At 54.8% G+C, this 22,554-nt stretch carries 20 protein-coding genes; 15 read left to right on the top strand and 5 right to left on the bottom strand.

Going from position 1 to position 22,554, the window contains the following annotated elements; all coding sequences use genetic code 11:
- Positions 1 to 227: 227 nt before the first annotated feature.
- On the bottom strand, positions 228 to 1,448 hold the full coding sequence (locus tag ACWNZ1_RS12705; protein ID WP_456027668.1) for a CaiB/BaiF CoA transferase family protein: 1,221 nt from the start codon (positions 1,446 to 1,448) through the stop codon (positions 228 to 230).
- 12 nt (positions 1,449 to 1,460) lie between these two features.
- Positions 1,461 to 2,642 (bottom strand): acyl-CoA dehydrogenase, encoded by a 1,182-nt coding sequence (locus ACWNZ1_RS12700; RefSeq protein WP_014335919.1) that lies wholly within the window; start codon positions 2,640 to 2,642, stop codon positions 1,461 to 1,463.
- Between the two features lie 157 nt (positions 2,643 to 2,799).
- Here ACWNZ1_RS12700 and ACWNZ1_RS12695 point away from each other — a divergent pair, with 157 nt between their 5' ends.
- The 11 genes from ACWNZ1_RS12695 (at position 2,800) to ACWNZ1_RS12645 (ending at position 13,674) form a co-directional block, all read left to right on the top strand.
- Complete coding sequence (locus ACWNZ1_RS12695; RefSeq protein ID WP_135843074.1) at positions 2,800 to 3,696, top strand: LysR family transcriptional regulator; 897 nt, start codon at positions 2,800 to 2,802, stop codon at positions 3,694 to 3,696.
- Between the two features lie 434 nt (positions 3,697 to 4,130).
- On the top strand, positions 4,131 to 5,252 hold the full coding sequence (locus ACWNZ1_RS12690; protein ID WP_456027667.1) for a Re/Si-specific NAD(P)(+) transhydrogenase subunit alpha: 1,122 nt from the start codon (positions 4,131 to 4,133) through the stop codon (positions 5,250 to 5,252).
- A gap of 15 nt (positions 5,253 to 5,267) precedes the next feature.
- On the top strand, positions 5,268 to 5,591 hold the full coding sequence (locus ACWNZ1_RS12685) for an NAD(P) transhydrogenase subunit alpha (RefSeq protein WP_003187010.1): 324 nt from the start codon (positions 5,268 to 5,270) through the stop codon (positions 5,589 to 5,591).
- Complete coding sequence (locus tag ACWNZ1_RS12680) at positions 5,591 to 7,027, top strand: NAD(P)(+) transhydrogenase (Re/Si-specific) subunit beta (protein WP_265072564.1); 1,437 nt, start codon at positions 5,591 to 5,593, stop codon at positions 7,025 to 7,027. Before ACWNZ1_RS12685 ends, ACWNZ1_RS12680 begins: the two co-directional genes overlap by 1 nt.
- 198 nt (positions 7,028 to 7,225) lie before the next feature.
- Entirely contained in the window at positions 7,226 to 8,719 is a 1,494-nt protein-coding gene (locus ACWNZ1_RS12675) for an acetyl-CoA hydrolase/transferase family protein (RefSeq protein ID WP_135843071.1), read from the top strand.
- 318 nt (positions 8,720 to 9,037) lie between these two features.
- Positions 9,038 to 9,253, top strand: coding sequence for a DUF1127 domain-containing protein (locus ACWNZ1_RS12670; RefSeq protein WP_072398028.1), 216 nt, complete (start codon positions 9,038 to 9,040; stop codon positions 9,251 to 9,253).
- 323 nt (positions 9,254 to 9,576) lie between these two features.
- Positions 9,577 to 9,894, top strand: a complete 318-nt coding sequence (locus tag ACWNZ1_RS12665; RefSeq protein WP_135843070.1) for a DUF2388 domain-containing protein — start codon at positions 9,577 to 9,579, stop codon at positions 9,892 to 9,894.
- A 106-nt stretch (positions 9,895 to 10,000) separates the two neighbouring features.
- The gene (locus ACWNZ1_RS12660; RefSeq protein ID WP_135843069.1) at positions 10,001 to 10,309 is read left to right on the top strand and encodes a DUF2388 domain-containing protein; all 309 of its coding nucleotides are present in this window, start codon (positions 10,001 to 10,003) and stop codon (positions 10,307 to 10,309) included.
- Between the two features lie 26 nt (positions 10,310 to 10,335).
- Entirely contained in the window at positions 10,336 to 10,656 is a 321-nt protein-coding gene (locus ACWNZ1_RS12655; protein ID WP_025216193.1) for a DUF2388 domain-containing protein, read from the top strand.
- The gene (locus ACWNZ1_RS12650; RefSeq protein ID WP_256454010.1) at positions 10,653 to 12,614 is read left to right on the top strand and encodes a DUF7844 domain-containing protein; all 1,962 of its coding nucleotides are present in this window, start codon (positions 10,653 to 10,655) and stop codon (positions 12,612 to 12,614) included. Before ACWNZ1_RS12655 ends, ACWNZ1_RS12650 begins: the two co-directional genes overlap by 4 nt.
- Positions 12,615 to 13,317: 703 nt before the next feature.
- Positions 13,318 to 13,674 (top strand): DUF6124 family protein, encoded by a 357-nt coding sequence (locus ACWNZ1_RS12645; RefSeq protein WP_456027666.1) that lies wholly within the window; start codon positions 13,318 to 13,320, stop codon positions 13,672 to 13,674.
- Positions 13,675 to 14,258: 584 nt separating this feature from the next.
- Here ACWNZ1_RS12645 and ACWNZ1_RS12640 read toward each other — a convergent pair.
- A complete protein-coding gene (locus ACWNZ1_RS12640; protein ID WP_456027665.1) occupies positions 14,259 to 15,071 on the bottom strand; it encodes a hypothetical protein in 813 nt (270 codons plus the stop codon).
- Complete coding sequence (locus ACWNZ1_RS12635; protein ID WP_152667566.1) at positions 15,052 to 15,327, bottom strand: hypothetical protein; 276 nt, start codon at positions 15,325 to 15,327, stop codon at positions 15,052 to 15,054. Before ACWNZ1_RS12635 ends, ACWNZ1_RS12640 begins: the two co-directional genes overlap by 20 nt.
- A 903-nt stretch (positions 15,328 to 16,230) precedes the next feature.
- On the opposite strand from ACWNZ1_RS12635, the gene ACWNZ1_RS12630 reads away from it, so the two are divergent.
- The gene (locus tag ACWNZ1_RS12630) at positions 16,231 to 16,944 is read left to right on the top strand and encodes a DUF5343 domain-containing protein (protein ID WP_046064204.1); all 714 of its coding nucleotides are present in this window, start codon (positions 16,231 to 16,233) and stop codon (positions 16,942 to 16,944) included.
- A gap of 158 nt (positions 16,945 to 17,102) precedes the next feature.
- The gene (locus ACWNZ1_RS12625) at positions 17,103 to 17,459 is read left to right on the top strand and encodes a hypothetical protein (RefSeq protein WP_456027664.1); all 357 of its coding nucleotides are present in this window, start codon (positions 17,103 to 17,105) and stop codon (positions 17,457 to 17,459) included.
- 406 nt (positions 17,460 to 17,865) lie between these two features.
- Here the strand turns inward: ACWNZ1_RS12625 and ACWNZ1_RS12620 are convergent, their stop codons facing one another.
- Positions 17,866 to 19,527: a GmrSD restriction endonuclease domain-containing protein gene (locus ACWNZ1_RS12620; protein WP_456027663.1), complete on the bottom strand. Its 1,662-nt coding sequence runs from the start codon at positions 19,525 to 19,527 to the stop codon at positions 17,866 to 17,868.
- Between the two features lie 1,646 nt (positions 19,528 to 21,173).
- Here ACWNZ1_RS12620 and ACWNZ1_RS12615 point away from each other — a divergent pair.
- Positions 21,174 to 21,842 carry a hypothetical protein gene (locus tag ACWNZ1_RS12615; RefSeq protein WP_456027662.1) on the top strand — a complete coding sequence of 223 codons (669 nt, stop codon included), beginning with the start codon at positions 21,174 to 21,176 and terminating at the stop codon, positions 21,840 to 21,842.
- A 9-nt stretch (positions 21,843 to 21,851) separates the two neighbouring features.
- Positions 21,852 to 22,554: glycoside hydrolase family protein (locus ACWNZ1_RS12610; RefSeq protein WP_456027661.1), on the top strand; the 703-nt coding region annotated here is incomplete at its 3' end.

Raw genomic sequence — 22,554 nt, 5'->3', positions numbered from 1 at the left:
AACTCCTTCCTGACTTCGATGAACTGAAGCCCGACACCTTCAAAACAATGGTAACTCATTGAAACTCAAGGAGTTTTTCGTTTCGACTGCGCCGGAAGTGGGGCGAATTATAGACGTCCAGAATTTGCCGTCAACCCTTAATTTCGCTTTTCTATCAATAAGTTGCGAGAGTCCCAGGAAACCGCCCGCCCATCCTCTAAACGACTTCATCTATATAGAAGGAAGACTCAAAGGATCCCGGCCTCCCTGAAAGCCGTCACCGTAGCCTCATCCACTCCCAATACCCGCTGCAGCACCTCCAGCGTGTGCTCTCCCAATAAAGGAGGCGCGCTGCGATACTCCACCGGCGTCTCGGACAGCCGAATCGGGTTGGCCACCTGCGGTACTTTACCCGCCAGCGCGTGAGGCAATTCCATCGCCAGCCCACGAGCCTGCACCTGGGGGTCAGCAAACACCTGCGCCAGATCGTTGATTGGCCCACAAGGCACACCGGCCTGCTCCAACTGAGCCACCCACTCGGCAGTAGTCTTGAAGACCGTTGCCTGGCGAATCAAAGGAATCAATACAGCCCTGTTCGCCACCCGCAGTTTGTTTGTCGCGAAACGAGGATCATCAGCCCATTGCGGCTGACCGGCCACCTCGGCAAATTTTCGGAACTGGCCGTCATTCCCCACGGTAAGGATGAAGTCACCGTCAGCTGTAGGGAAATCCTGGTAGGGCACGATGTTCGGATGGGCGTTACCTAATCGTTTCGGCGCAGTGCCCGTGGTCAGGTAGTTCATTGCCTGGTTGGCCAGGCAAGCCACCTGAACATCCAGCAAGGCCATATCGATGTGCTGCCCACCGCCTGCGTGCTCGCGGTGAGCCAGCGCCGCCAGAATGGCAACAGTCGAATAAACACCCGTCAGAATATCCGTGAGCGCGACCCCGACTTTCACCGGCCCCGCCCCCTCATCACCTTCAGGGCGCCCCGTAAGGCTCATCAAGCCTCCCACCCCCTGAATCATGAAGTCATACCCGGCGCGCTTGGCATAAGGACCAGTCTGGCCGAACCCGGTAATCGAGCAATAGATCAATTGCGGGTTGGCCGCCTTCAGCGAGTCGTAGTCCAGACCATAAGCCGCCAACCCACCCACCTTGAAGTTCTCGATCAGGATGTCGGACTTGGCCGCCAGTTCCCGCACCAGCTTCTGCCCCTCGGGACGAGTGAAATCGATGGTTACCGATTGCTTGTTGCGATTGGCCGACAAGTAATACGCCGCCTCGGTCGTATTCTCGCCATAGGCATCCTTTAGGAAGGGCGGCCCCCAGGCGCGCGTATCGTCACCATTGCCCGGACGCTCGACCTTGATAACCTCAGCCCCCAGGTCAGCCAGGATCTGTCCGGCCCAAGGCCCAGCCAGCACCCTCGATAAATCCAATACCCGCAGGTGCGAAAGCGCGCCCATACCGTCCTCCTATTAATAGAACGCCTGGATGCCGGTTTGCGCACGCCCAAGAATGAGCGCATGAACGTCGTGCGTGCCTTCGTAGGTGTTCACCACTTCAAGGTTCACCAGATGACGGGCGATGCCGAACTCATCGGAGATACCGTTGCCGCCCAACATGTCCCGTGCCATGCGAGCGATATCCAGAGACTTGCCGCAGGAGTTGCGCTTCATGATCGAAGTGATTTCAACCGCAGCCGTACCCTCATCTTTCATACGCCCCAGACGCAGACATCCTTGTAGGGCAAGAGTGATTTCGGTCTGCATGTCGGCCAGCTTCTTCTGGATCAACTGATTGGCGGCCAAAGGGCGACCGAACTGCTGCCGGTCCAACGTGTATTGGCGAGCGGTGTGCCAGCAAAACTCGGCGGCACCCAAGGCGCCCCAGGAGATGCCGTAGCGCGCCGAATTCAGACAAGTGAACGGCCCCTTCAGACCCCGGACATCCGGAAAGATGTTCTCTTCCGGAACGAACACGTTGTCCATGACGATCTCGCCGGTGATCGACGCACGCAGGCCGACCTTGCCATGAATGGCCGGTGCGCTCAGACCTTTCCAGCCTTTCTCGAGCACAAAGCCGCGGATATCCCCCGCGTCGTCCTTGCCCCAAACAACAAATACGTCGGCGATAGGGCTGTTGGTGATCCACATCTTGCTGCCCGTCAGGCTGTAGCCGCCCTCCACCTTGCGCGCACGAGTAATCATCGCCCCCGGGTCGGAACCATGGTTCGGCTCTGTCAGACCGAAGCAACCGATCCATTCACCGGAAGCCAGCTTGGGCAGGTACTTTTGCTTTTGGGCCTCGGTGCCGAATTCATTGATCGGCACCATGACCAGCGAGGACTGCACACTCATCATTGAGCGATAGCCGGAATCGACGCGCTCCACTTCGCGGGCGATCAGGCCATAGCTGACGTAGTTCAGCCCACTGCCACCGTATTGTTCGGGAATGGTTGCGCCCAGCAGCCCCACTTCCCCCATTTCACGGAAGATCGCCGGGTCGGTTTTCTCATGACGGAACGCTTCCAGCACTCGCGGCGCGAGCTTCTGTTGGGCGAACTGCTCAGCAGTGTCGCGAATCATGCGTTCTTCTTCGGTGAGCTGCTGGTCCAGCAACAATGGATCGATCCAGTTGAAGCTCGCTTTACCGGCCATGAAAGAGTCCTCGCCAACTAAATGAAAAATCGTGGATTGATCCTAGGCGCGGTTTCCTACGAGGGCAAACGAGGATTCCGCATAGTCTTGTGCTAATTTCTCACTCCGTAAACGTCATGAACCCTGTTTATGTCGATCTTGAGTGAGGCTTTCGTATATGCGCCGCAAAATCCCCAGCACCACCGCCCTAATCAGTTTTGAAGCTGCAGCACGTCACGAGAGCTTCACCAAAGCGGCGCAAGAGCTTTCTCTTACGCAAGGGGCTATTTGCCGACAGATTGCCAGCCTGGAAGAATTCCTCAGCGTGGAGTTGTTCCGACGCTCACGACGCGGGGTCAAACTGACCGAAGCAGGTCTTTCCTACAGCCGCCGGGTTGCCACCCAACTGGACGCTGTGGAGCGCGATACCCTTTCGGTGATGGGACACACCGGCGCGAACGTCATCGAGCTGGCGGTGGTACCCACGTTTGGCACCCAATGGCTATTACCGCGCCTCAAGGACTTCCAACAACAGCATCCGGAAGTCACCGTCAACTTGACCAACCGCACGCGCCCCTTCCTCTTTGCGGACACGGAGTTTGACGCAGCCATCTATTTCGGCGATGCGGACTGGCCTGGTACCGAGTCCCACAAACTGATGGGCGAAAATCCGATGCCGGTATGCAGCCCTACCTTACTGGGCGGCAAGCAGAGCCTGACACCGGAGGCCATCGCCGAATTGCCCTTGCTCCAGCAGACCACTCGCCCGTATGCCTGGCGCCAGTGGTTCAACTCACAGAGCCTGAACATTGCCCGAGACCTGACAGGCCCGCGTTATGAACTATTCTCCATGCTTGCCCAGGCAGCCATGCACGATATGGGAGTTGCGTTGATCCCACCCTTTTTGATCCAGCGTGAACTGGCAGAGAAACGACTGGTCGTTGCCAACCGGAATGCACTGTCGAGTATCAAGGCCTATTACCTGATGATTCCTGAACGAAAGGTCGAATCTGCATCTCTTCGGGCTTTTCGCGATTGGCTTGTACAACAAGCAACGAGCTATCAGCTTGATTAATAAAGAAAAAACTGTAAACGCCTTAGGTAGTCAACTAACAAAAGTCGCTACAGATATAAGTTTATGTCGCATTCAGTCAGTCTGCTATGAAGTCAGTCCAGTAGTCTCTGAAGCGTTTAAATACATGGCTTTGAGCCATATCGCGCAGCGCATCAGGGCTTATTCATCTGGCCGATGGGAAAATTGGTCAATTCGGGCCTAAATCCTTGAAACGTACGGCCTACACGGGGTTCCGATCAACAATTGCGACATTCGGTCACAGGGTGACTTGTAGTTAATTTTCCGTCACCAGTCATAATCCCTTGAAGGGCTGAATTTTCGCCTGCAAAATGCCGCGCCCCGCCTGATTCGGCGGGATCGTGCTGATCGGCCGCCCCAGCCGCACCATCCGAAGTGCCTGGGTTTACTCAATAAGATCACGCAGGAGATTTGACGTGCACATTGGTGTTCCCCTCGAAACCCAAACGGGTGAAACACGGGTTGCTGCAACCCCGGAAACCATCAAGAAGCTGATCGGCCAAGGTCATAAAGTCACTGTTCAAAGCGGTGCCGGCATCAAGGCCAGCGTTATCGACAGTGCTTATGAAGCCGCGGGTGCAACCATTGGCAGTGCCAATGATGCGTTCGGGGCCGAACTGATTCTCAAGGTGGTCGCCCCCAGCGACAGCGAACTGACGTTGATCAAGAGCGGCACCGTTCTGGTGGGCATGCTCAATCCGTTCAACAACGAAACCATCGCCAAGCTGGCCGAACGCGGTATTACCGCTTTCGCCCTGGAGGCTGCGCCACGTACCTCCCGCGCCCAGAGCCTGGATGTGCTGTCGTCTCAAGCGAACATTGCCGGCTACAAAGCCGTGCTGCTGGCCGCTCACCACTATCCACGCTTCATGCCGATGCTGATGACCGCTGCAGGCACTGTGAAAGCGGCACGCGTGCTGATTCTCGGCGCCGGCGTGGCCGGGCTGCAGGCAATTGCCACGGCCAAGCGCCTGGGCGCGGTAATCGAGGCGTCGGATGTACGACCTGCGGTGAAGGAGCAAATCGAATCCCTCGGCGCCAAGTTCGTCGACGTGCCCTACGAAACTGACGAAGAGCGCGAGTGCGCTGTCGGTGTCGGCGGATACGCCCGCCCGATGCCAGCCAGTTGGATGCAACGCCAGGCCCAGGCCGTGCACGAGCGCGCCAAACAGGCCGACATCGTCATCACCACGGCGTTGATTCCGGGCCGCAAGGCGCCAACCTTGCTGAGTGCCGAAACCGTCGCGCAGATGAAACCCGGCTCGGTGGTCATCGACCTCGCGGCAGCCCAGGGCGGCAACTGCCCGCTGACGGTAGCCGATCAGGTCGTGGTCGCGAATGGTGTGACCATTTGCGGTCCGACCAACCTGGCCGGCGAAGTCGCGGCCGATGCTTCGGCGCTGTACGCCCGCAACCTGCTGGACTTCCTGAAGCTGGTCTTCACCAAGGAAGGTCAGTTCGACGTGAACCTGGAAGACGACATCGTCGCCGCGTGCCTGATGTGCCGCGACGGCCAAGTCATCCGCAAAAACGCCTAAGCAGGGATTCAGACAATGGAAGAGCTTATCTCCCCCGGTATCTACAACCTGATCATCTTCGTGCTGGCGATTTATGTCGGTTACCACGTGGTCTGGAACGTTACACCCGCACTGCACACACCGTTGATGGCGGTGACCAACGCTATTTCGGCGATCGTGATCGTCGGCGCCATGCTCGCCGCCGCGCTGACCGTGACGCCGCTGGGCAAGACCATGGGCACCCTCGCCGTGGCCCTGGCCGCGGTGAACGTGTTTGGTGGCTTCCTGGTGACGCGCCGCATGCTTGAGATGTTCAAGAAAAAAGCCCCGAAAGCCGTAAAAGAAGAGGCGCCCAAGTAATGAGCATGAACCTGGTAACGACGCTCTACCTGATCGCGTCGATCTGTTTCATCCAGGCCCTCAAAGGCCTGTCGCACCCCACCACCTCGCGACGCGGCAACCTGTTCGGCATGCTCGGCATGGCGCTGGCGGTGCTCACCACTGTGGGCCTCATCTATAAGCTCGGCGCTGAGCTGGCCACTGCCGGCATCGGCTACGTCATCGTCGGCCTGCTGGTTGGCGGCACCGCCGGTTCGATCATGGCCAAGCGTGTCGAGATGACCAAGATGCCGGAGCTGGTGGCGTTCATGCACAGCATGATCGGCCTGGCCGCAGTGTTTATCGCTATTGCCGCCGTCGTCGAGCCGCAGTCCCTGGGCATCGTCAAGCAGTTGGGCGATGCGATTCCGGCCGGTAACCGACTGGAGCTGTTCCTCGGCGCAGCCATTGGTGCAATTACCTTCTCCGGTTCGGTGATCGCCTTTGGCAAACTGTCGGGCAAGTACAAGTTCCGCCTGTTCCAAGGCGCACCGGTACAGTTTGGCGGCCAGCACAAGCTCAACCTGATTCTGGGCCTGGCGACGCTGGGCCTGGGCCTGACCTTCATGTTCACCGGTAATCTCGGCGCGTTCGCCTTGATGCTGGCGCTGGCGTTCGTGCTGGGCGTGCTGATCATCATCCCGATCGGCGGCGCGGACATGCCGGTTGTGGTGTCGATGCTCAACAGTTATTCCGGTTGGGCCGCAGCGGGTATCGGCTTCTCGCTGAACAACTCGATGCTGATCATTGCCGGTTCGTTGGTGGGTTCGAGCGGTGCGATCCTCTCGTACATCATGTGCAAGGCCATGAACCGGTCGTTCTTCAACGTGCTGCTCGGCGGTTTCGGCAACACGGCAGATGCTGCTGGCCCGGCAGGCTCCAAAGAAGCTCGTCCAGTGAAATCCGGTTCGGCCGACGACGCGACCTTCCTGCTGACCAACGCCGACACCGTGATCATCGTGCCGGGCTACGGCCTGGCGGTAGCACGGGCGCAGCACGCGCTGAAAGAGCTGACCGAAAAGCTGACCCACCGCGGCGTGACCGTTAAATACGCGATCCACCCGGTGGCCGGTCGCATGCCCGGACACATGAACGTGCTGCTGGCCGAGGCCGAAGTGCCTTACGATCAGGTGTTCGAGATGGAAGACATCAACTCCGAGTTCGGCCAGGCCGACGTGGTGCTGGTGCTCGGCGCCAACGACGTGGTGAACCCGGCGGCGAAGAACGATCCGAAGTCGCCGATTGCCGGCATGCCGATCCTCGAAGCGTTCAAGGCCAAGACCATCATCGTCAACAAGCGCTCGATGGCCAGCGGTTACGCCGGCCTGGACAACGAGCTGTTCTATCTCGACAAGACCATGATGGTGTTCGGCGACGCCAAGAAGGTCATCGAAGACATGGTCAAAGCAGTGGAATAAAGCTCACTGCGTCACCACTAGCGCCCCGACTTGTCGGGGCGTTTTGATTTGTATCAAGGCCGAACGTTACCGATCCGGTAATAATGTTTTGCCTGAAACGCCCGTAATAGACGCCTAAAATGCGACTTTTGTAGCGGGTCGGGCACGGCGCGAATTCACTAGACTGCGCATCTTGCTTCCAGCCCGAGATAATCCTCCATGTACCGTGATCGCATCCGCTTGCCCTCTTTGTTGAATAAAGTGATGAGCGCTGCCGAAGCAGCCTTGTTGATTCAGGACGGCATGACCGTCGGCATGAGCGGTTTTACCCGCGCCGGAGAAGCAAAAGCAGTGCCCCACGCCCTGGCCGAGCGCGCCAAGGTCACCCCCATGAAAATCAGCCTGATGACCGGGGCGAGCCTGGGTAATGACTTGGATAAAGAGCTCACCGAAGCGGGTGTGCTGGCGCGACGCATGCCTTTCCAGGTCGACAGCACACTACGCAAGGCGATCAACGCAGGCGAGGTGATGTTCATCGACCAGCACCTCTCGGAAACCGTCGAACAACTGCGCAATGCCCAGCTCAAGCTGCCGGACATTGCGGTGATCGAAGCGGTGGCCATTACCGAGCAGGGGCATATCGTGCCGACCACCTCGGTGGGTAACTCGGCCAGTTTTGCCATCTTCGCCAGACAAGTGATCGTTGAAATCAACCTGGCGCACAATCCGAACCTGGAAGGGCTGCACGACATCTATATCCCGACCTATCGCCCGACCCGTACGCCGATTCCCCTGATAAAGGTCGACGACCGTATTGGCAGTTCCGCGATTCCGATTCCACCGGAAAAAATAGCCGCTATTGTCATTACCAACCAAGCCGATTCGCCTTCGACAGTTTTGCCACCGGACAGCGATACCCAGGCTATCGCTGATCATTTAATCGATTTCTTCAAGCAGGAAGTCGCGGCCGGACGCATGACCAACAAGCTCGGACCGTTACAGGCCGGTATCGGTAATATCGCCAACGCCGTGATGTGCGGGTTGATCGACTCCCCCTTCGAAGACCTGACCATGTACTCCGAAGTGCTGCAGGATTCTACGTTCGATCTGATCGACGCCGGCAAACTGAGCTTTGCCTCGGGCAGCTCCATCACGCTGTCGGCTCGACGCAATGCCGACGTCTTCGGAAATCTGGAAAGGTATAAGGATAAATTGGTCCTGCGCCCGCAGGAGATTTCCAACCATCCGGAGGTGGTACGCCGCCTGGGCATCATTGCCATCAATACAGCGCTGGAGTTCGACCTGTACGGCAACGTCAACTCCACCCATGTCTGCGGCACGCGGATGATGAACGGTATCGGCGGCTCAGGGGATTTCGCCCGAAATGCACACTTGGCAATTTTCGTCACCAAGTCGATCGCCAAGGGCGGCGCGATTTCCAGTGTTGTGCCGATGGTCAGCCATGTGGACCACACAGAGCATGATGTCGACATCCTGGTGACCGAGATCGGCCTGGCTGACCTGCGGGGCCTGGCGCCACGGGAGCGGGCACGAGTGGTCATCGATAACTGCGTGCACCCGTCCTACCGCCAGGCATTGAATGATTACTTTGAAGCAGCATGCGCCTTGGGGGGGCATACACCGCACATCTTGCGCGATGCACTGAGTTGGCACCTGAATCTGGAAGAAACCGGGTGCATGTTGGCGGTTTGATACAACTGGATCACCGCTACAGCAAATACAGTTTTGCTAGGCTCTGCAATTCGCGGCAAGAGTGACAAAAACTGTACTGCTGTACCGGTGTTTTCTTACAGTCTTTTCCAACAAAACACACTCCGATCGCCGATATTGCACCAATTTAGTGCTGACAGGTACAGTTGCCTCAATATCGACCAGTACACCGCTCTTTAACAGTTAACTGGTCTCTCACAATACAGGTGAACTGTATCTAGAGAGACTGGCCAAACGAGAGGAATATGGGCACCAGTTAAACCACTACCTAATCCCGCCATAAGCGGAAGGATGTCAACCATGGAACGTACACTCAGTTCCGAGCTGTTTTTCGAAGACAAAGCTGCAAAAAACCAGGCTTCCCTGCCTCTTCGCGTTATCGCTAACCTGATGTTGTGGCAGCGCCGCATCGCCAGCCGCCACCAACTGGCCCGTCTGGATTCGCGCCTGCTGGCTGACGCCGGTATCAGCGAAGCACAACGCTACGAAGAGCTGAGCAAGCCGTTCTGGCGCTAATTTAGCGTCGCTGGCCCTGACCCACCGGGTCCACCGCCAGCATCGAATTGAACAAACAAAACCCGTCGTGGGAAACCACGGCGGGTTTTGTCGTTTCCGGGTTTGATTTTCATGTCAACACCACGAAAAAACAGTTTTAAACATATTAAAAATTAACCAGTACAGTTTTACTGGCACCGCGATAAAATCGTCAGCGGCCATCCCAAGGCTGTCAGCCGACGCGTTCTGACCTAATATCGAACCGAACGTGGCGAAGCGAGTCGAGCATGCGTCTCCTCTCGAGCTACACGCACCGGCCTTTCTTATTGTTAAGGAGTTTCATCATGATCCGTCTTCGTCTGCTCAGCGCTGCCGCCCTGCTGGCCGTAACCGCCCATTCCAATGCCAGCAGCTTTATCGTCACCACCGACTCCATCGTGGGTGCACTCAAGGCCACGTCCGACGTCACCTCCGATGCAACCTCATCGCTGCGCGATAACAAAATCGTTCAGGCCGCCCGCGACGACGCAGCCAGCTTCGTGGCCAGTGAAGGCGCAATCCGGGGTGTGAAACTGGAAAGCGCCCTGGATTACATCCGCCAGCAAGCGCCGCAGTTGACTGCCACCGATGCGCAGCTGGCCCAGGCCATTCTGGTGATCTGATCCAACATGAAACATCGGCCCGCCAATCGTGTTCCGATGTTTCAACACTGGCTCTGGACCGGGAGTTTGCGCTAGCCTTCGGACTCGCCATCAACCGTCGAGTCTTATGCGTTTCTACTCAAATCTGGTCATCGCATTTTTCTTTAGCGCTTTCTGCTGGTCCGTTCCGGCCCATGCCTTCGATGTGTCCACTCAACAAGTGGTGGTCAGCGGCTATGCCTCAAGCATGGTGACCTCCGCGCCCTTCGACCATAAACTGATCGTCGCCGCTCACGATGACGCTGCGGCATTCATCGCCAGTGACGGGCAACTGCGAGGGGCACAACTGGAATCGGCCCTGGATTACCTGCGCCGGACCCAGCCAAAACTTCGCGCCAGCGACCTTGAACTGGCACAAGCAATTCTCGTCCAATAGTTATCTTTATTCTCCGGAGTCGTTCCATGCGTAGCCCGCTGATTGCTGCCACCCTAGGCCTGCTGTTGTTGGCCGATGTGGCCCAGGCACATACCCTGGTAGCCACCAGTAACATCATCGTTCGCGCTTCCCAGCGCACGATCGATTTCACGTCCGACACCACGACGTCCATCCGCGACTCGAAAATCGTTCGTGAAGCTCATGACGATGCGGCCAGTTTTGTCGCCAGTAACGGTGAAATTCGTGGTGCTCATCTCGAGGCCGCCTTCGACACCTTGCGCACTCGCGTGCCAGAAGCCCGCGATGCCAGTGACCAGGTTCTCGCCGAAGCCATCCTCGCATTGTGAGGCGGTTCGCCGCCTGGCTGGCGGCCGGGGTCTTGTTGCTCACGGGCAGCATGGCCCAGGCCGGCCTGCAACTGCACCTCAATGGCGACGGCTTGAGCCCGGCGCAACAGCAGGCCAGCCAGGCACTGCTCGATGAAGCCATGCGGGCCCTGCCGCCGCGTTTCATCGAGCGACTGGACCGACGCATCGATGTCGGCTGGACCGACCAGATGCCCGCCAACGCCTACGGCCAGGCCTCGCTGGTGTCGCAGTTGGACCTCAATAGCAATCTACTCGACAGCCTCACCGACGGCAGCGCCGCCACGCAAAAGACCCAACGCCCCCATGGCACAGTGCGGCGAGAAATGCTCGCCACGGTCCTGCATGAACTGACCCACATCTATGACCGCTCGCGTTTATGGCCGGATGCCGAGCGCACGCTGATCCAGCGTTGCACCCGACGTAACAGCAGTGCCGGGATAATCGGCCTTCCGGATGAATGCCGAGGCCAGAACGACCGCCGCTTCACCCTCAGCGATGATCCACGTTTGCTGGATCTCGCCGGTTGGCCGCAATACGTCGGCCGTCGCGGAGAGCGGGAACAGCATAACCGCCAGGTCGCCCGCAGCCCGGACCTCTACGAGACGAGCAGCCCCAAGGAGTTTGTCGCGGTCAACATGGAGTACTTTCTCCTCGACCCGAGCTACGCCTGCCGACGGCCCGCACTGTATCGTTATTACCAGGAACACTTCGGATGGGCGCCCGCCGCCAAGGACACCTGCGCCAAATCCTTCGCCTTCCTCAATGCCGGCAACGATTTCGCCAAGACCCCACTGGGCAAGGTCGACCCCGAGCGGGTCTATGCCGTCGATTACCTGCTGGCCGAAGCCAACCAGAACTGGGTCAGCCGCTGGGGCCACAGCATGCTCCGGCTGGTGATCTGCGCGCCGGGCCGCCCCCGTGGCCCGGACTGCCGCCTGGATCTGGATCAACACTTGGTGCTGTCGTATCGCGCCTTCGTGGGTGATGTGCAGTTGTCCAGTTGGGATGGGCTGGTGGGCAAATACCCATCGCGCCTGTTCGTACTGCCGCTGGCCCAAGTGATCGATGAATACACCAAGACCGAACTGCGCAGCCTGGCGTCAGTGCCGCTGAATCTGTCGCGCACCGAGATCGAGGAAACGGTCGAGCACGCCGCTGAAATGCACTGGAGCTACGACGGCAACTATTACTTCCTGTCGAATAACTGCGCGGTGGAAAGCCTGAAGCTGTTGCGCAGCGGCAGTAATAACGCGCAGTTCAAGGGCCTGGACAGCATCATGCCCAACGGCTTGCTGGAAGTGCTCAAGGGACGGGGCCTGGCCGATACCAGCGTGCTCGATGACCCCAAGGAAGCCTTGCGCCTGGGCTACCGCTTCGATTCGTTCCGCGAGCGCTATCAAGCGATGTTCGACGTGCTGAAGAAGTATTTGCCCATCAAGCAACAAACCGTAGAAGACTGGCTGGCCCTGGACGCCGCCGAGCGTCGCGCCTGGTTCGAACAGGCCGACCTGCGTACCAGCGCCGCGTTGTTGCTGCTGGAGCAGGCCAGTTATCGTCGACAATTGTTGCTGGCCCAGGATGAAGTCAAACAGCGCTACCTGGGTGCCCGTGAATTGCAGAACGGCGGCATGGAAAGAGCCAACGCAACGCTGCAGCAGATCCTCGCCAATAGCGGCTTCCTGAGCCGCCCCGCAGAATTGCTCGGCAGCAGCGGCTATGGGTTGCCACAGCCCAGCGAGTGGCAGCGACTGGAATCGGAAAGCAGCCTGCGTCAGAAACAGCTGCAAACCCTGACAGGCGATCTGGATAAGGAAGTCAGGGCTTTACTTGAGCCCAGCCGCGCCGCTGAAATTGCCGCGAGTGAGGCCAACGTCAAAGCGATTGGCGAGCATCTGCGCAAACTGCACAAGGCCGGCGGAGGGTTGGAGTTGCCCTGACCGTTCGGTGCCTGGCGTTACCTCTCTTAACTGACGGGCACTACTTTGCCTCTTCAGATATTTCGTACCTTGAGGAAGAAAACGGAAGAATAAAAATCGTCGACAAGTCGGGCGTGGCTTTTTACACCACCACCGTTGCCAGCTTCGACAAACTTTAACTCTTCAATCCGGGTAATGGCGCTCAGCTAGACGACGAGCGCGGCACAACGTCGAACGATGCACCTGTGGCGAGTGAGCTTGCTCCCGCTGGGCTGCGAAGCAGCCCCAACCATTCCTACAGACAAACCGCCTCAGCCGCTTACACCCCCTACCCACCCAGCAAAAGCAAGCCCTCTAGCCCCGAATCCCCGGGCAAAACAAAGCTCTGTTTATTCCCCCACCGCCACCCTTCCCCCAACCCACACATCCTTGCGCCATTGCCTACAACTACGCCAGAATCCGCCCGCTTGTGCGCCTTGTCTCCGGGCTCTATCGTTTCCCTGCCACTGCCCATCAGTGGTCGGGTTTAGTAGCCCGGTAAGGACACGGTTGCATGAGTCTCATCAGTCAGGCATTGCCTGCACTCGATGGTGGCTGTGCGCATGGCGCCTTCGGGCGCGCCGGGTTTCCGTTGTCCTTTACCGGTCTACTAACTTGCGCACAGCTGCCCCCCTTTCGTTTAGTAGCGAGATGGTAGCGGCCTACTAACAAAGGAAACGTAAAGATGTTCAAGATAACTCCAAACCCTCCAGAAACGGACCAAGCTCCCCCGCGTATCAAATCCAAAACCAAAAAACTCGACGAAGCCGCCAATCGTGCTCTGGATTTTTATCTGTCGCCAAAGACACAACCAGAAGACGCGACCAAACCCGGCCAGCTATTCACCGTCGTAAAAGACATCGACAATGAAAGCCTCCTAGCCAACCTCAGCGAAACCCTCGCCTCCGCCGATGCGATGGTCGGCGACCTGGCCTTCGAACTGGAAGGCTCACGCCGCCACATCGCCCTCGGTATCCAGCAACTGATCGAACTGAGTTCATTGCTGGCGAACCGGGCGCTGGATAACGTCGATCCGCGATAGCCGCCACACCATCAATCCGTGGCGAGGGAGCAAGCTCCCTCGCCACGGATCGTGTACACCTTCAGACCAGATACGTAATTTACTGCCGCCTTCGCGAGCAAGCTCGCACAGAGGGTTGGCGGTGGCACCATTCTGCGAAGCTCAGCCTGAACACTTTAAGGGTGTGCTGTGAGCTAAGAAAAAATCCGCATAATTGACTCAAATGAAGATTTTCTTGGCGTGCTGGAAAAAAATCCTATGCCAAGGGCAGAAAATTAAGGATTTGCTATATGAACGCTGCTGGATGCGCGTGATTACAGACGTCACGATAGGCATCAAGAACATGGTCGAATAACCCCCAAGTCACCTTCGCGATATCCCGACTGAATAACCCTTTTCCATCCTCTCAATGATGAATCTCGCCTCTAGCCACAGACAACAACCGACCCGGAGCTGCCCTTCATAACGGGCAGCTTTCGGCCAGAAGCGGACGGTCATGACCGACTGCTTCCGACCCAAAACTGTCTTTCACGAAAGGCGATTTTACGGAGGAGAGCCGTCCCTAGGACAAACTCTAGTGCGCTTGCCCCATAAGAATATGGTTTTCAGTGACCTATTTCAGAGGGAGATCCTGACGGAGGAGCAGATTGGGTCGCCTGGCTTGCTTGAGAGTCTGGAATGTAAGGAGGGGTCGGGGCGGGATTAAAAAAATAAAGAATAAGGAAGATGGCAATGGCACCGGATGCAGTTATTGTGGTTCCATTAATATTCATCTTAGTCTTTATGTAATCCTTGGTAAGTCCGGTGATTAAAAAACCGATGCCAAGAGCGATTAGTATTCTTGATATATAGTATTGAATGCCGGTTTCCAGTCCAATGAAGAAAGCCAGAAATATACCGATAGATATTAATACTGAGCCAGCTATAGTCTGAGGTATATGTATTTTCATCTGATTAAGCCTCACTGATTTCTTGTGGTCAAAACCACTGACTGGTAGGTTCTGGGTTGTGTATATCGACTTTATCTCTTTGGCTCTATGTTTTTTGTAAGTTTTAAATATGACCTGCGAAGTAAATAAGTATCTGCCAGTAGGCAAGGCGATAGGTGTGTTAAGGTTCTCTGACGCAGCCTCAAAGGCTACCCATGAATAGGCACATAAAAGCAGTATGTTTTCGATGCTCGCAAGTATGTCTTCAGTTTGTGCTCTGGAAATGTCTATTGTATCTGATGAAGCACTTGTCAGATAGTGTTCGAATGAAGTGATTAAGGCAGATAGCGCCGAAAGTGCATGGTTATACGTTTTGTGAGTTAGTGACTGTTCGTTTATCTCCGTGAGCATGTCTGATAGGGAGGAGTTAAACCTCCCTTTAAGCTCTAAGGTCGCAGCGTATTGAACGTCAAGGCTTTGGTTTGACATTGTTTTTTGCAGCTGCAATGATTTGCTGTAGTAGGTTTGTTGTATCCGTCGTATCTACACTGCTCAGGGAAAATACAGTTCGCCCACTTAGTACTTTGTAAATTACCTCTTCCGCTTCTTTTTCTGATATTTTTCCATTATTCTTGATTTGTATTAGTCTTATTTTTTGTAAGATCTCATCTATTTCTTTGGTTGTTATTGGGTCTACATATTTATATGCGCTGGCAATGCGTGCTGCTAATTGTTCTTTGGTCATCTGTTAATTTTCCAGTAAGGTAATTTTTTTGAACCACATAAGTTGTAAGTTGCGGCAAAGTAGCAGCACCAAGAAGATCAGTGGCACGCGGTAAAGTCTGCTATGCCGATGCTAGACCCATGGGATCAGTGCCTACAACGCCTCGATTTATTGAGGTTTTGTAAGGGGTGGCTAGAAAAATGAGGGCAGAGGCCATGGGGATCATTTTTCCAAAGCAAAGGCGACGCTATCAAAATGATGGCATTGATTCAAGGCCGAAATTCTCAGGCTTTCGTATTAGAGCAGGACAGCGAGACGATGATTCTCATCTATCAAAATGGGATTGGCAGGAAGCGACTTTTCGCAAAGGTCTGCTTTGGGCAAGCAGCCGTTCTTGAGCGCCGGCAACCAGCAAAAGCATTCGCTCAAGCTTTTCCGACACCTCGATCGCTTTTTTATTGTAACCATGAACGGTCCGGTCGAGTCGGCGGTTAGGGTAAGCCGGACCTTGTTTGTCGAGATGCCTCCTGCTAGTGAAGAGGCTTAATTGTCGAACCCGATGCTAGGGTAAGCAGGGGGAGATTATCGAGTTTCATAAGTCTCCTCCAGTCCACACCCAATTGATTGAAGCCATAATAACGACCCCCGCGCTGAGTGGCGCCTGCTGTGTGCCTAAGCGCCGTGTCCTCCACCTTCAAGCTCAACGTCCTCGCGGTGTAGCTCCATGATCACTGCTTCCAACGCAAGCTGCTCCTCGTTCATCCTTTTCAAGCACATTTGATACTGAGATCTGATGGCATGGAACCGAGCCGGAAGCGAAAGACTATCGCGCCATCAGATACTGTGGTAGATATTTGAGTGGGGGAAGGAAAGCTGCCTGAGGTCATAGGGTCGGTTTCAAACATCAACGGAGTGGAGAGTGTTATGGCTGATGAGAAAAAAAAGAGTTATCCGAAGATTCCGATGAATAATTGGTTCCTTCTCCGGGACAAATTTAAGCAACGTACTCCGGAAAAAGTTTCGCCAAGCTACATTGCATCAGCGCTGAATATGGGCGAGAAATCAGCCAGCGCCAACATCATTCCTCCTCTCCGAGCCTTTGGGTTGATTGACGAATCAGGGAAGCCAACTGACCTCGCCTATGATTGGCGAGATGACAAAAAATATTCAGAAGTTTGCAAGACTATTCTCGAAGAAACTTATCCTCGGGAGCTACTCGATCTTTTTTCGGACTCAGAAGCAAATTTGAAAGATATATCGAATTGGTTTGCTCGAGATGCCAAGGTAGGAGAGTCTGCGGCTAGGGCCTATAGCGCAACTTATATGATGTTGCTTGAAGCAGATCTGGCTCGAGCCAAGGAAAAAAACGCACAGGTAAAGTCTAGCAATGGAGCGGCAAAACCTGGTAAGGCAATGCAGAGTACTTCAAGGGCCGCAAGCAACTCAACAAAAGGCATACCTTTGAGGCAAAGGCAGGAACCTGCAGAGCCTATTAGTGGGCATGACCCGAGAGAAGCATACCGTTTTAGCCCTAAACTACACGTGGATATTCAGATCCATATCTCCCCTGATAGCAGCCCTGAACAGATTGATAAAATCTTCGAAAGCATGGCTAAGCACCTGCCACTTATGGGCTAAACAGAATGAGTATTGAGCGTGCGCTTCAGAGTGTCAGACAACTCCGAGACAGTGTCAGGGCAAAAAACCCACCCCCTGAGGAAGGGGCTCCAAGTCATGAAGAACCGGTAATTTATTTCTCGCTGGTTCGTAACACTCGAGGATACCTTGAGCGTCTAGTGCATCAGATCAATGGTTCTTACGAGCACGGCTGGTACGATGCTTCAGCAGTAATGATCCGTCGTTTAGTAGAGACACTTATAATCGAAGTTTATGAAAGGTATGGTTTGGCTGATAGCATAAAAACGGTACAGGGCGACTTCTTTTATTTACGAGATCTAATATCTGCGATTACTGCTGAAAAATCGTGGAACCTCAGTAAGAATGCGAAGGCAGCGCTTCCTCGACTGAAGGACGTTGGAGATATGTCCGCGCACAGCCGTCGTTTTATCGCCCAGCGACAAGACATAGATAGAATGATGGCTGACCTCCGAGTGATAGTTCAAGAGCTGATGACGCTCGCAGCGCTCAAGTAGATCAGACAACTACTCAGTTTTCGATTTTGAGAAACCAAAATATTCATATTGGCAATCGTAAGGGTTGCTGCTGTCCAGCTTAATTCTCAGCCGTAGAATGGCCGCTTTCGACCCATAGCTGCCGCTCGTGAAGGCAGCAATCGGCAAAAGCGGACACTTTAAATGCTGCGAAAGCTGTGGTGAGTCGGTTAAAGATTGGTGCCAGATGCGTTATGGCACTTGCCCCCAGTAATTGCTTACTGCTCCATAAATAGCATCGCTAATCGCCATATTGCATGTACTACTGAGCAGTAGATGCGTTCAGCCTGCGTGCAAGCAAGGATTTACAACAAATGTCGATAGCTAAGGTTTGGCCTCGCTGAGACAGCGAGGCCCTCCAAGCCGCAGAAAACGCTAAACTCTACTGTTAGTAAGATCCGAGCAGCTTTGCGTTTAGTGCAGATGCGATAGCATTAGACCGGCGCTCGATAAATCTGTCGTAGTCATCGGACGTCACGCCATAGCCGTCAACATCATGAATCAAATGGCTTATGAGCGTCTGCTGTATCGCTCCATTCTCCAATGAGAAAGCCGAGATATATTCACTCGGTGCCTTTTTGCTGATGCGATGCTTATTAGAGTAACCGTCAATCAATGTTATGTTGGCCACCAGATTTGCATCCCTATCCGGCATGGCAGTGGCCAGGTATCTGGTAGGAAAGAAATGGTGGTAGTTACGGCTACTCGCAATTTTGAGATTGCTATTATCAAGTATTACCACGCCATCTGTATCAAAAGATTTTGGCTGGTTAAATGCCAATAAACACAGTATGGACTTACAGTAGGAATTGCCAGAAGAGAAATAAGTCTGCGCTATATCCTGACTTTTAACAAGAAGCTCTGATTGAGGATAGTCCGGCGTTTTTCCGGCCAATATCATATCCATCTTATTGAAGTCTTCAGTGATTCCAGAGTCAGAAGACGACCCGTATCGCTCCGTTAACCCAACCCAATAAAAAAACTGCTCAAGCAGCCTAGCTTGTGGAGCTGTTGGCTTATGGTTCTTGGTAGCGTGGAAGTAATAAGTCAGAGGGATCAGCAATGCCGGATAGGGTAGGAGCTGAGAAACGGGAACCCTTATTTCTGTGCGAAGAAAATCTATTGCTGTAAAGAGAGAGGCACTCATAGGTGCCCAGCTCGCGATAAAATTTTCTCGCTTAATCCCTAAAATGTCCCGCCCACGCACGGCGCGTGTCGTGATAGCGGCTACGCACTGCATAATTAGAGACGGAGGAAGTGTTTCGTACTTGGCGGTCCTGAGACATGTTTTTTCGTCTTCCGAACCATCCCTCAAAATTTCGTAACGCTCTGCCAAATCGAAAGATTTACTTTCATCATAGGTTTTCGCAACCATTATTTCGAAAACGGTCAGTGCTTTTCCTCCGGTGTTAATTCGGGAGAAAATCTCACAAGCCACTTCTATCGGATAATCACGAATGGTGATCGTAGGGAAATCATAATTTGTAAGGCTGTTTTTGTATGACTCCATCAGTTCTAGCTGAGGTTTTGTAAACTCGTCCATTAGATCAGTGAACTTGCAAGTCAAAAGCCTGTGAACAGAGATGAGGTTCGACTCTCCCTCAAGGCGGGATGTTTTGACTATAGACTCTTCACGCTCTAAATTTTCAGATAGATCAATGTATATATCTTGATAATTTATTTCCTTGCCATCCTTGCTGATCCGAAGCCCCTTTCGAATAGCATAAAGCGAGGTTATTCGCTGCTGCCCATCCAGTATGTATTGGACATAATCTCCTTTTGGAGTGTCCGGTAGAATATGGTTTCCTACCTCTTTATAGCTTCTAAGCTCTTCGCGAGTTTTCCAAAAGATAAAGGTCCCAATAGGAAAGCCTTTAAGTATTGAGTCAATCAGTTTTGCCGACTGCTCTTTCTCCCAAACAAACTCCCTCTGAAACATTGGAAGCTTAATCTGGCCCGTATCAATTTCCAAAAAAAGAGATTCATATTTTTTATTCTGGTTTTCTGGTTGAAACAACACCGTTACTTGAGAAGGACTCGCTGCGTTCACGTCGTAAAGCTCCCTGCTGAAAGTGCAGACAGTATCAGACCGCCATCATGAATGGTATGAGAGGTGCGTTGACCGCGATCCGCCCGCTGAGATAGCTGCGAATCGAGGCCAGATCTTTCGAAGGTCTTGTTGGAATCTGAGCACCACGGGCGAGGTCTCGATTGCAGAAATGTCTCTCCGATGCGTTCACTGGCTGGAGTTTTACACCTGTCCAACGGTTGCTGGACGACAGAGCCGCTATCGTTCCATCTACTACCAACAGGAAGGGAATCGAGCAAGCGTCACCTTTTGGCCGTTTTCTGCCTGTCGTCAAGGCCCGCATTCGGTCCAGACTGTGTGAAAACGCAGACCCGCTTTGAAGTTCCCGTTGCTACGGCATCTGTCAGGTATTCCGCAGTTAACGGATACAGAAATTGAATAGAAGCGGAAATTTCGCTCTCTTTTCGAGTAATCGCAGCTCTCAAAAACGTTTTTACACATCCTGGGCCAGTCGCGGACATTGAGTTCGTGGCTGCTCGTCTTACAGGGGTACATGGCACCTAACGGGCATGGCATGAGGCGGTAGCTCTACGAATGATCGCTGAGAAGTGCGCCGCTGGCATAGATACTTCGGCTCCCCCTCTCATAACTGCATCGCTCGGGTCCGTAGTTATCGCCAATAGGCGGGCCCTGGACAAAACCGTGCGCCTGTACTTATCTCTGACCAACATAGAGGCCGCGTCCCAGCAACGGCTGGACCGAACATTGCTGCCGGCGGAGTACATGAGGTGGTGCGCAAGGCGCCGCGGGCGCTGGTCTACATTAGACGCACGGCGGGCTCCAGCAACTGGCTGCTGGCCGACGTTAGGATGCCTCCCGTGAATTAGATAGTCTGGCGCTCGCGCGCTATCTGCGGAACCAGCGGGCATGGAAGTCGTGGTGATGGCTCGGCTGTGTCGAGCAGTTGTACATCATACGGGCAAAACAGCGGATTTCGGACGTAACAGGTACAGGTTGAAGAAGCGTTGGATCTGAACTCGCCGCTACCGAAAAATGGATGCGACGATGCTCCGTCCGGAGCTTTGCTTGATTGGTAGCTATGCATGGAGGGGGGCTCGAATTTGAAAGAAATATTTCAATGGGGTTGGATGCTGGTGCCATTTCTAACGGCCGGCTGCGGCTCCGTTCAGATGAAGGCGGCGCGTGGTGACTCCGGTCTTGGCGGCGCAGAGCCGCAAAATTCTATGCCACCGGCCTGCGTTGCGCTGCTGGCAACCTCCCCTAATGGCGACCGGCTCATCCAGGCGCTCTCTCTCGACAAGTCCGATAAGGGGTGCCTAGGCTCCTCTTCTTACCCGGCAGCGCAGACCCGTAAGGAAGGCGAGTGGCTCGTTAGCTTCGACACTGCGACCAGTACGACTGTCCGCTACCGCGTCTTGCAAGCCGACACTTGCATCTATGTACTCGAGGTGCAGCAAAACTTCGGGGGCAGTTTCACTGCTGGAGAACTGCTGGTGCTCGAAACTGGACGCACCGCAGTCGCGGGGTTGGCACCGAAGGCGGTTCTAACTCTGCTTACACCCTTTGCGGTAAGTCAGGTCGAACAAGCCAAGTCTTTCGCACGGTCTGCGGCGACGGGCAGAATCTGTGCACTTTAGGTGACGCCCTTGCTCCTGCCGACTCAAGTACCGACGCGCTTGCACGCTTTGCTGGACACGGAGCTGTTGTGCTCGGAACTGTCGCGGCGGTCGAAACCAGCCTCGGGAAAACATAACGCCGAGCAGTTGCGCACGGTCGGGCGCCCTGCATACCTGAGCCAAGACAACGGGAAAGAGTACGAGCGTAACGCGCTTGCCGCAAACGCGGGGCAGTGGCGCCGGTTTGAGGCGCTATATGCCGATGTTTTTGGCGTGCTGGCTCGATTTCTCGGGGAAGTCGTTTTGGTGAGTGGACGCGCTGCCATTCCTGGATTTCACATTATCCGAAACAGCGCTGACTTTCCGCGCTACGAAGGAGGAGTACCGCACGTGGACTCTTCGTACCTCCATGTTCCGGCATTTGTTGGAGAGCCGCTTGGCCACGACCAGTACTCTTTCACGCTTCTATTGTCGAGCGAAAATGAACAAGTTGGGTTGGAGTATTGGGCGCCAGGTACAGCGGAAGCTGATGCCGCTTTACAAGCTCCGCTGGCCTTCGTTCCCTACTGCAGCGGGAATCTGGTGATTTTCGATTCACGGCTAGTGCATCGCATCGCGCCGTTTTCAGGCGAGCTAGAGCGAGTCACGCTCCAAGGTCACATCGTACGGTTGGAAGGTCGTTTAGTCGCTTTCTGGTGAGGAGGAAATATGCCACTGACCCAGCAACAAATTCTGGAAATCCGAGAGCACGTTGCCTCCAATGAAAGTTGGCGCAATGACGTCTATCACGACTCCCTAGGCATCCCGACGACCGGCGTTGGATTCAATTTGAATCGAGGCGATGCGCGGCAAAAAATCGAGGCGATCGGCCTTAATTTCGATACGGTCTATGCCGGGCAAGTGGGGCAACCGATGTTGACAGATGCTCAGGTCGACCAGCTCTTCTCTGCCGACATTGCGGGCGCCATTGCGACAGTCGAAGCCCGAGTCCCCGGATTTTCGGGGCTGACTAGTGGGCGTCAGGCGGTGTTGGTGGACATGGCTTTCAACCTTGGACCGGGGGGCTTCGGACGCTTCACTGCGATGTTGGCCGCGGTTAACGCTGGCGATTGGGACTTGGCCGCCGACGAGATGGCCAATTCCCTCTGGGCGCAGCAGGTTGGGACGCGGGCCAGTCGCAACATCACCGCCATGAAGGACGGTACCGCGCCCCAGCACGGTGGAGGTAATCCCAAGGCGAAGGACATGGACGGAGGCAATAAAACGGGGGACAAGGGCAAAGACGGCGACAAGGGTAAGGACGGGAAGGACGGCAAGGACTCTGCCGACAAGAGCAAGGATGGGAAAGACGGAAAGGACGGTAAGGACTCTTCCGACAAAGGCAAGGATGGGAAGGATGGCAAGGACTCCT

Source organism: Pseudomonas sp. CFBP 5748 (assembly GCF_053850495.1).
Note: the sequence above shows the minus strand (reverse complement) of the source record. Positions and strands in the feature narration are given on the sequence as shown.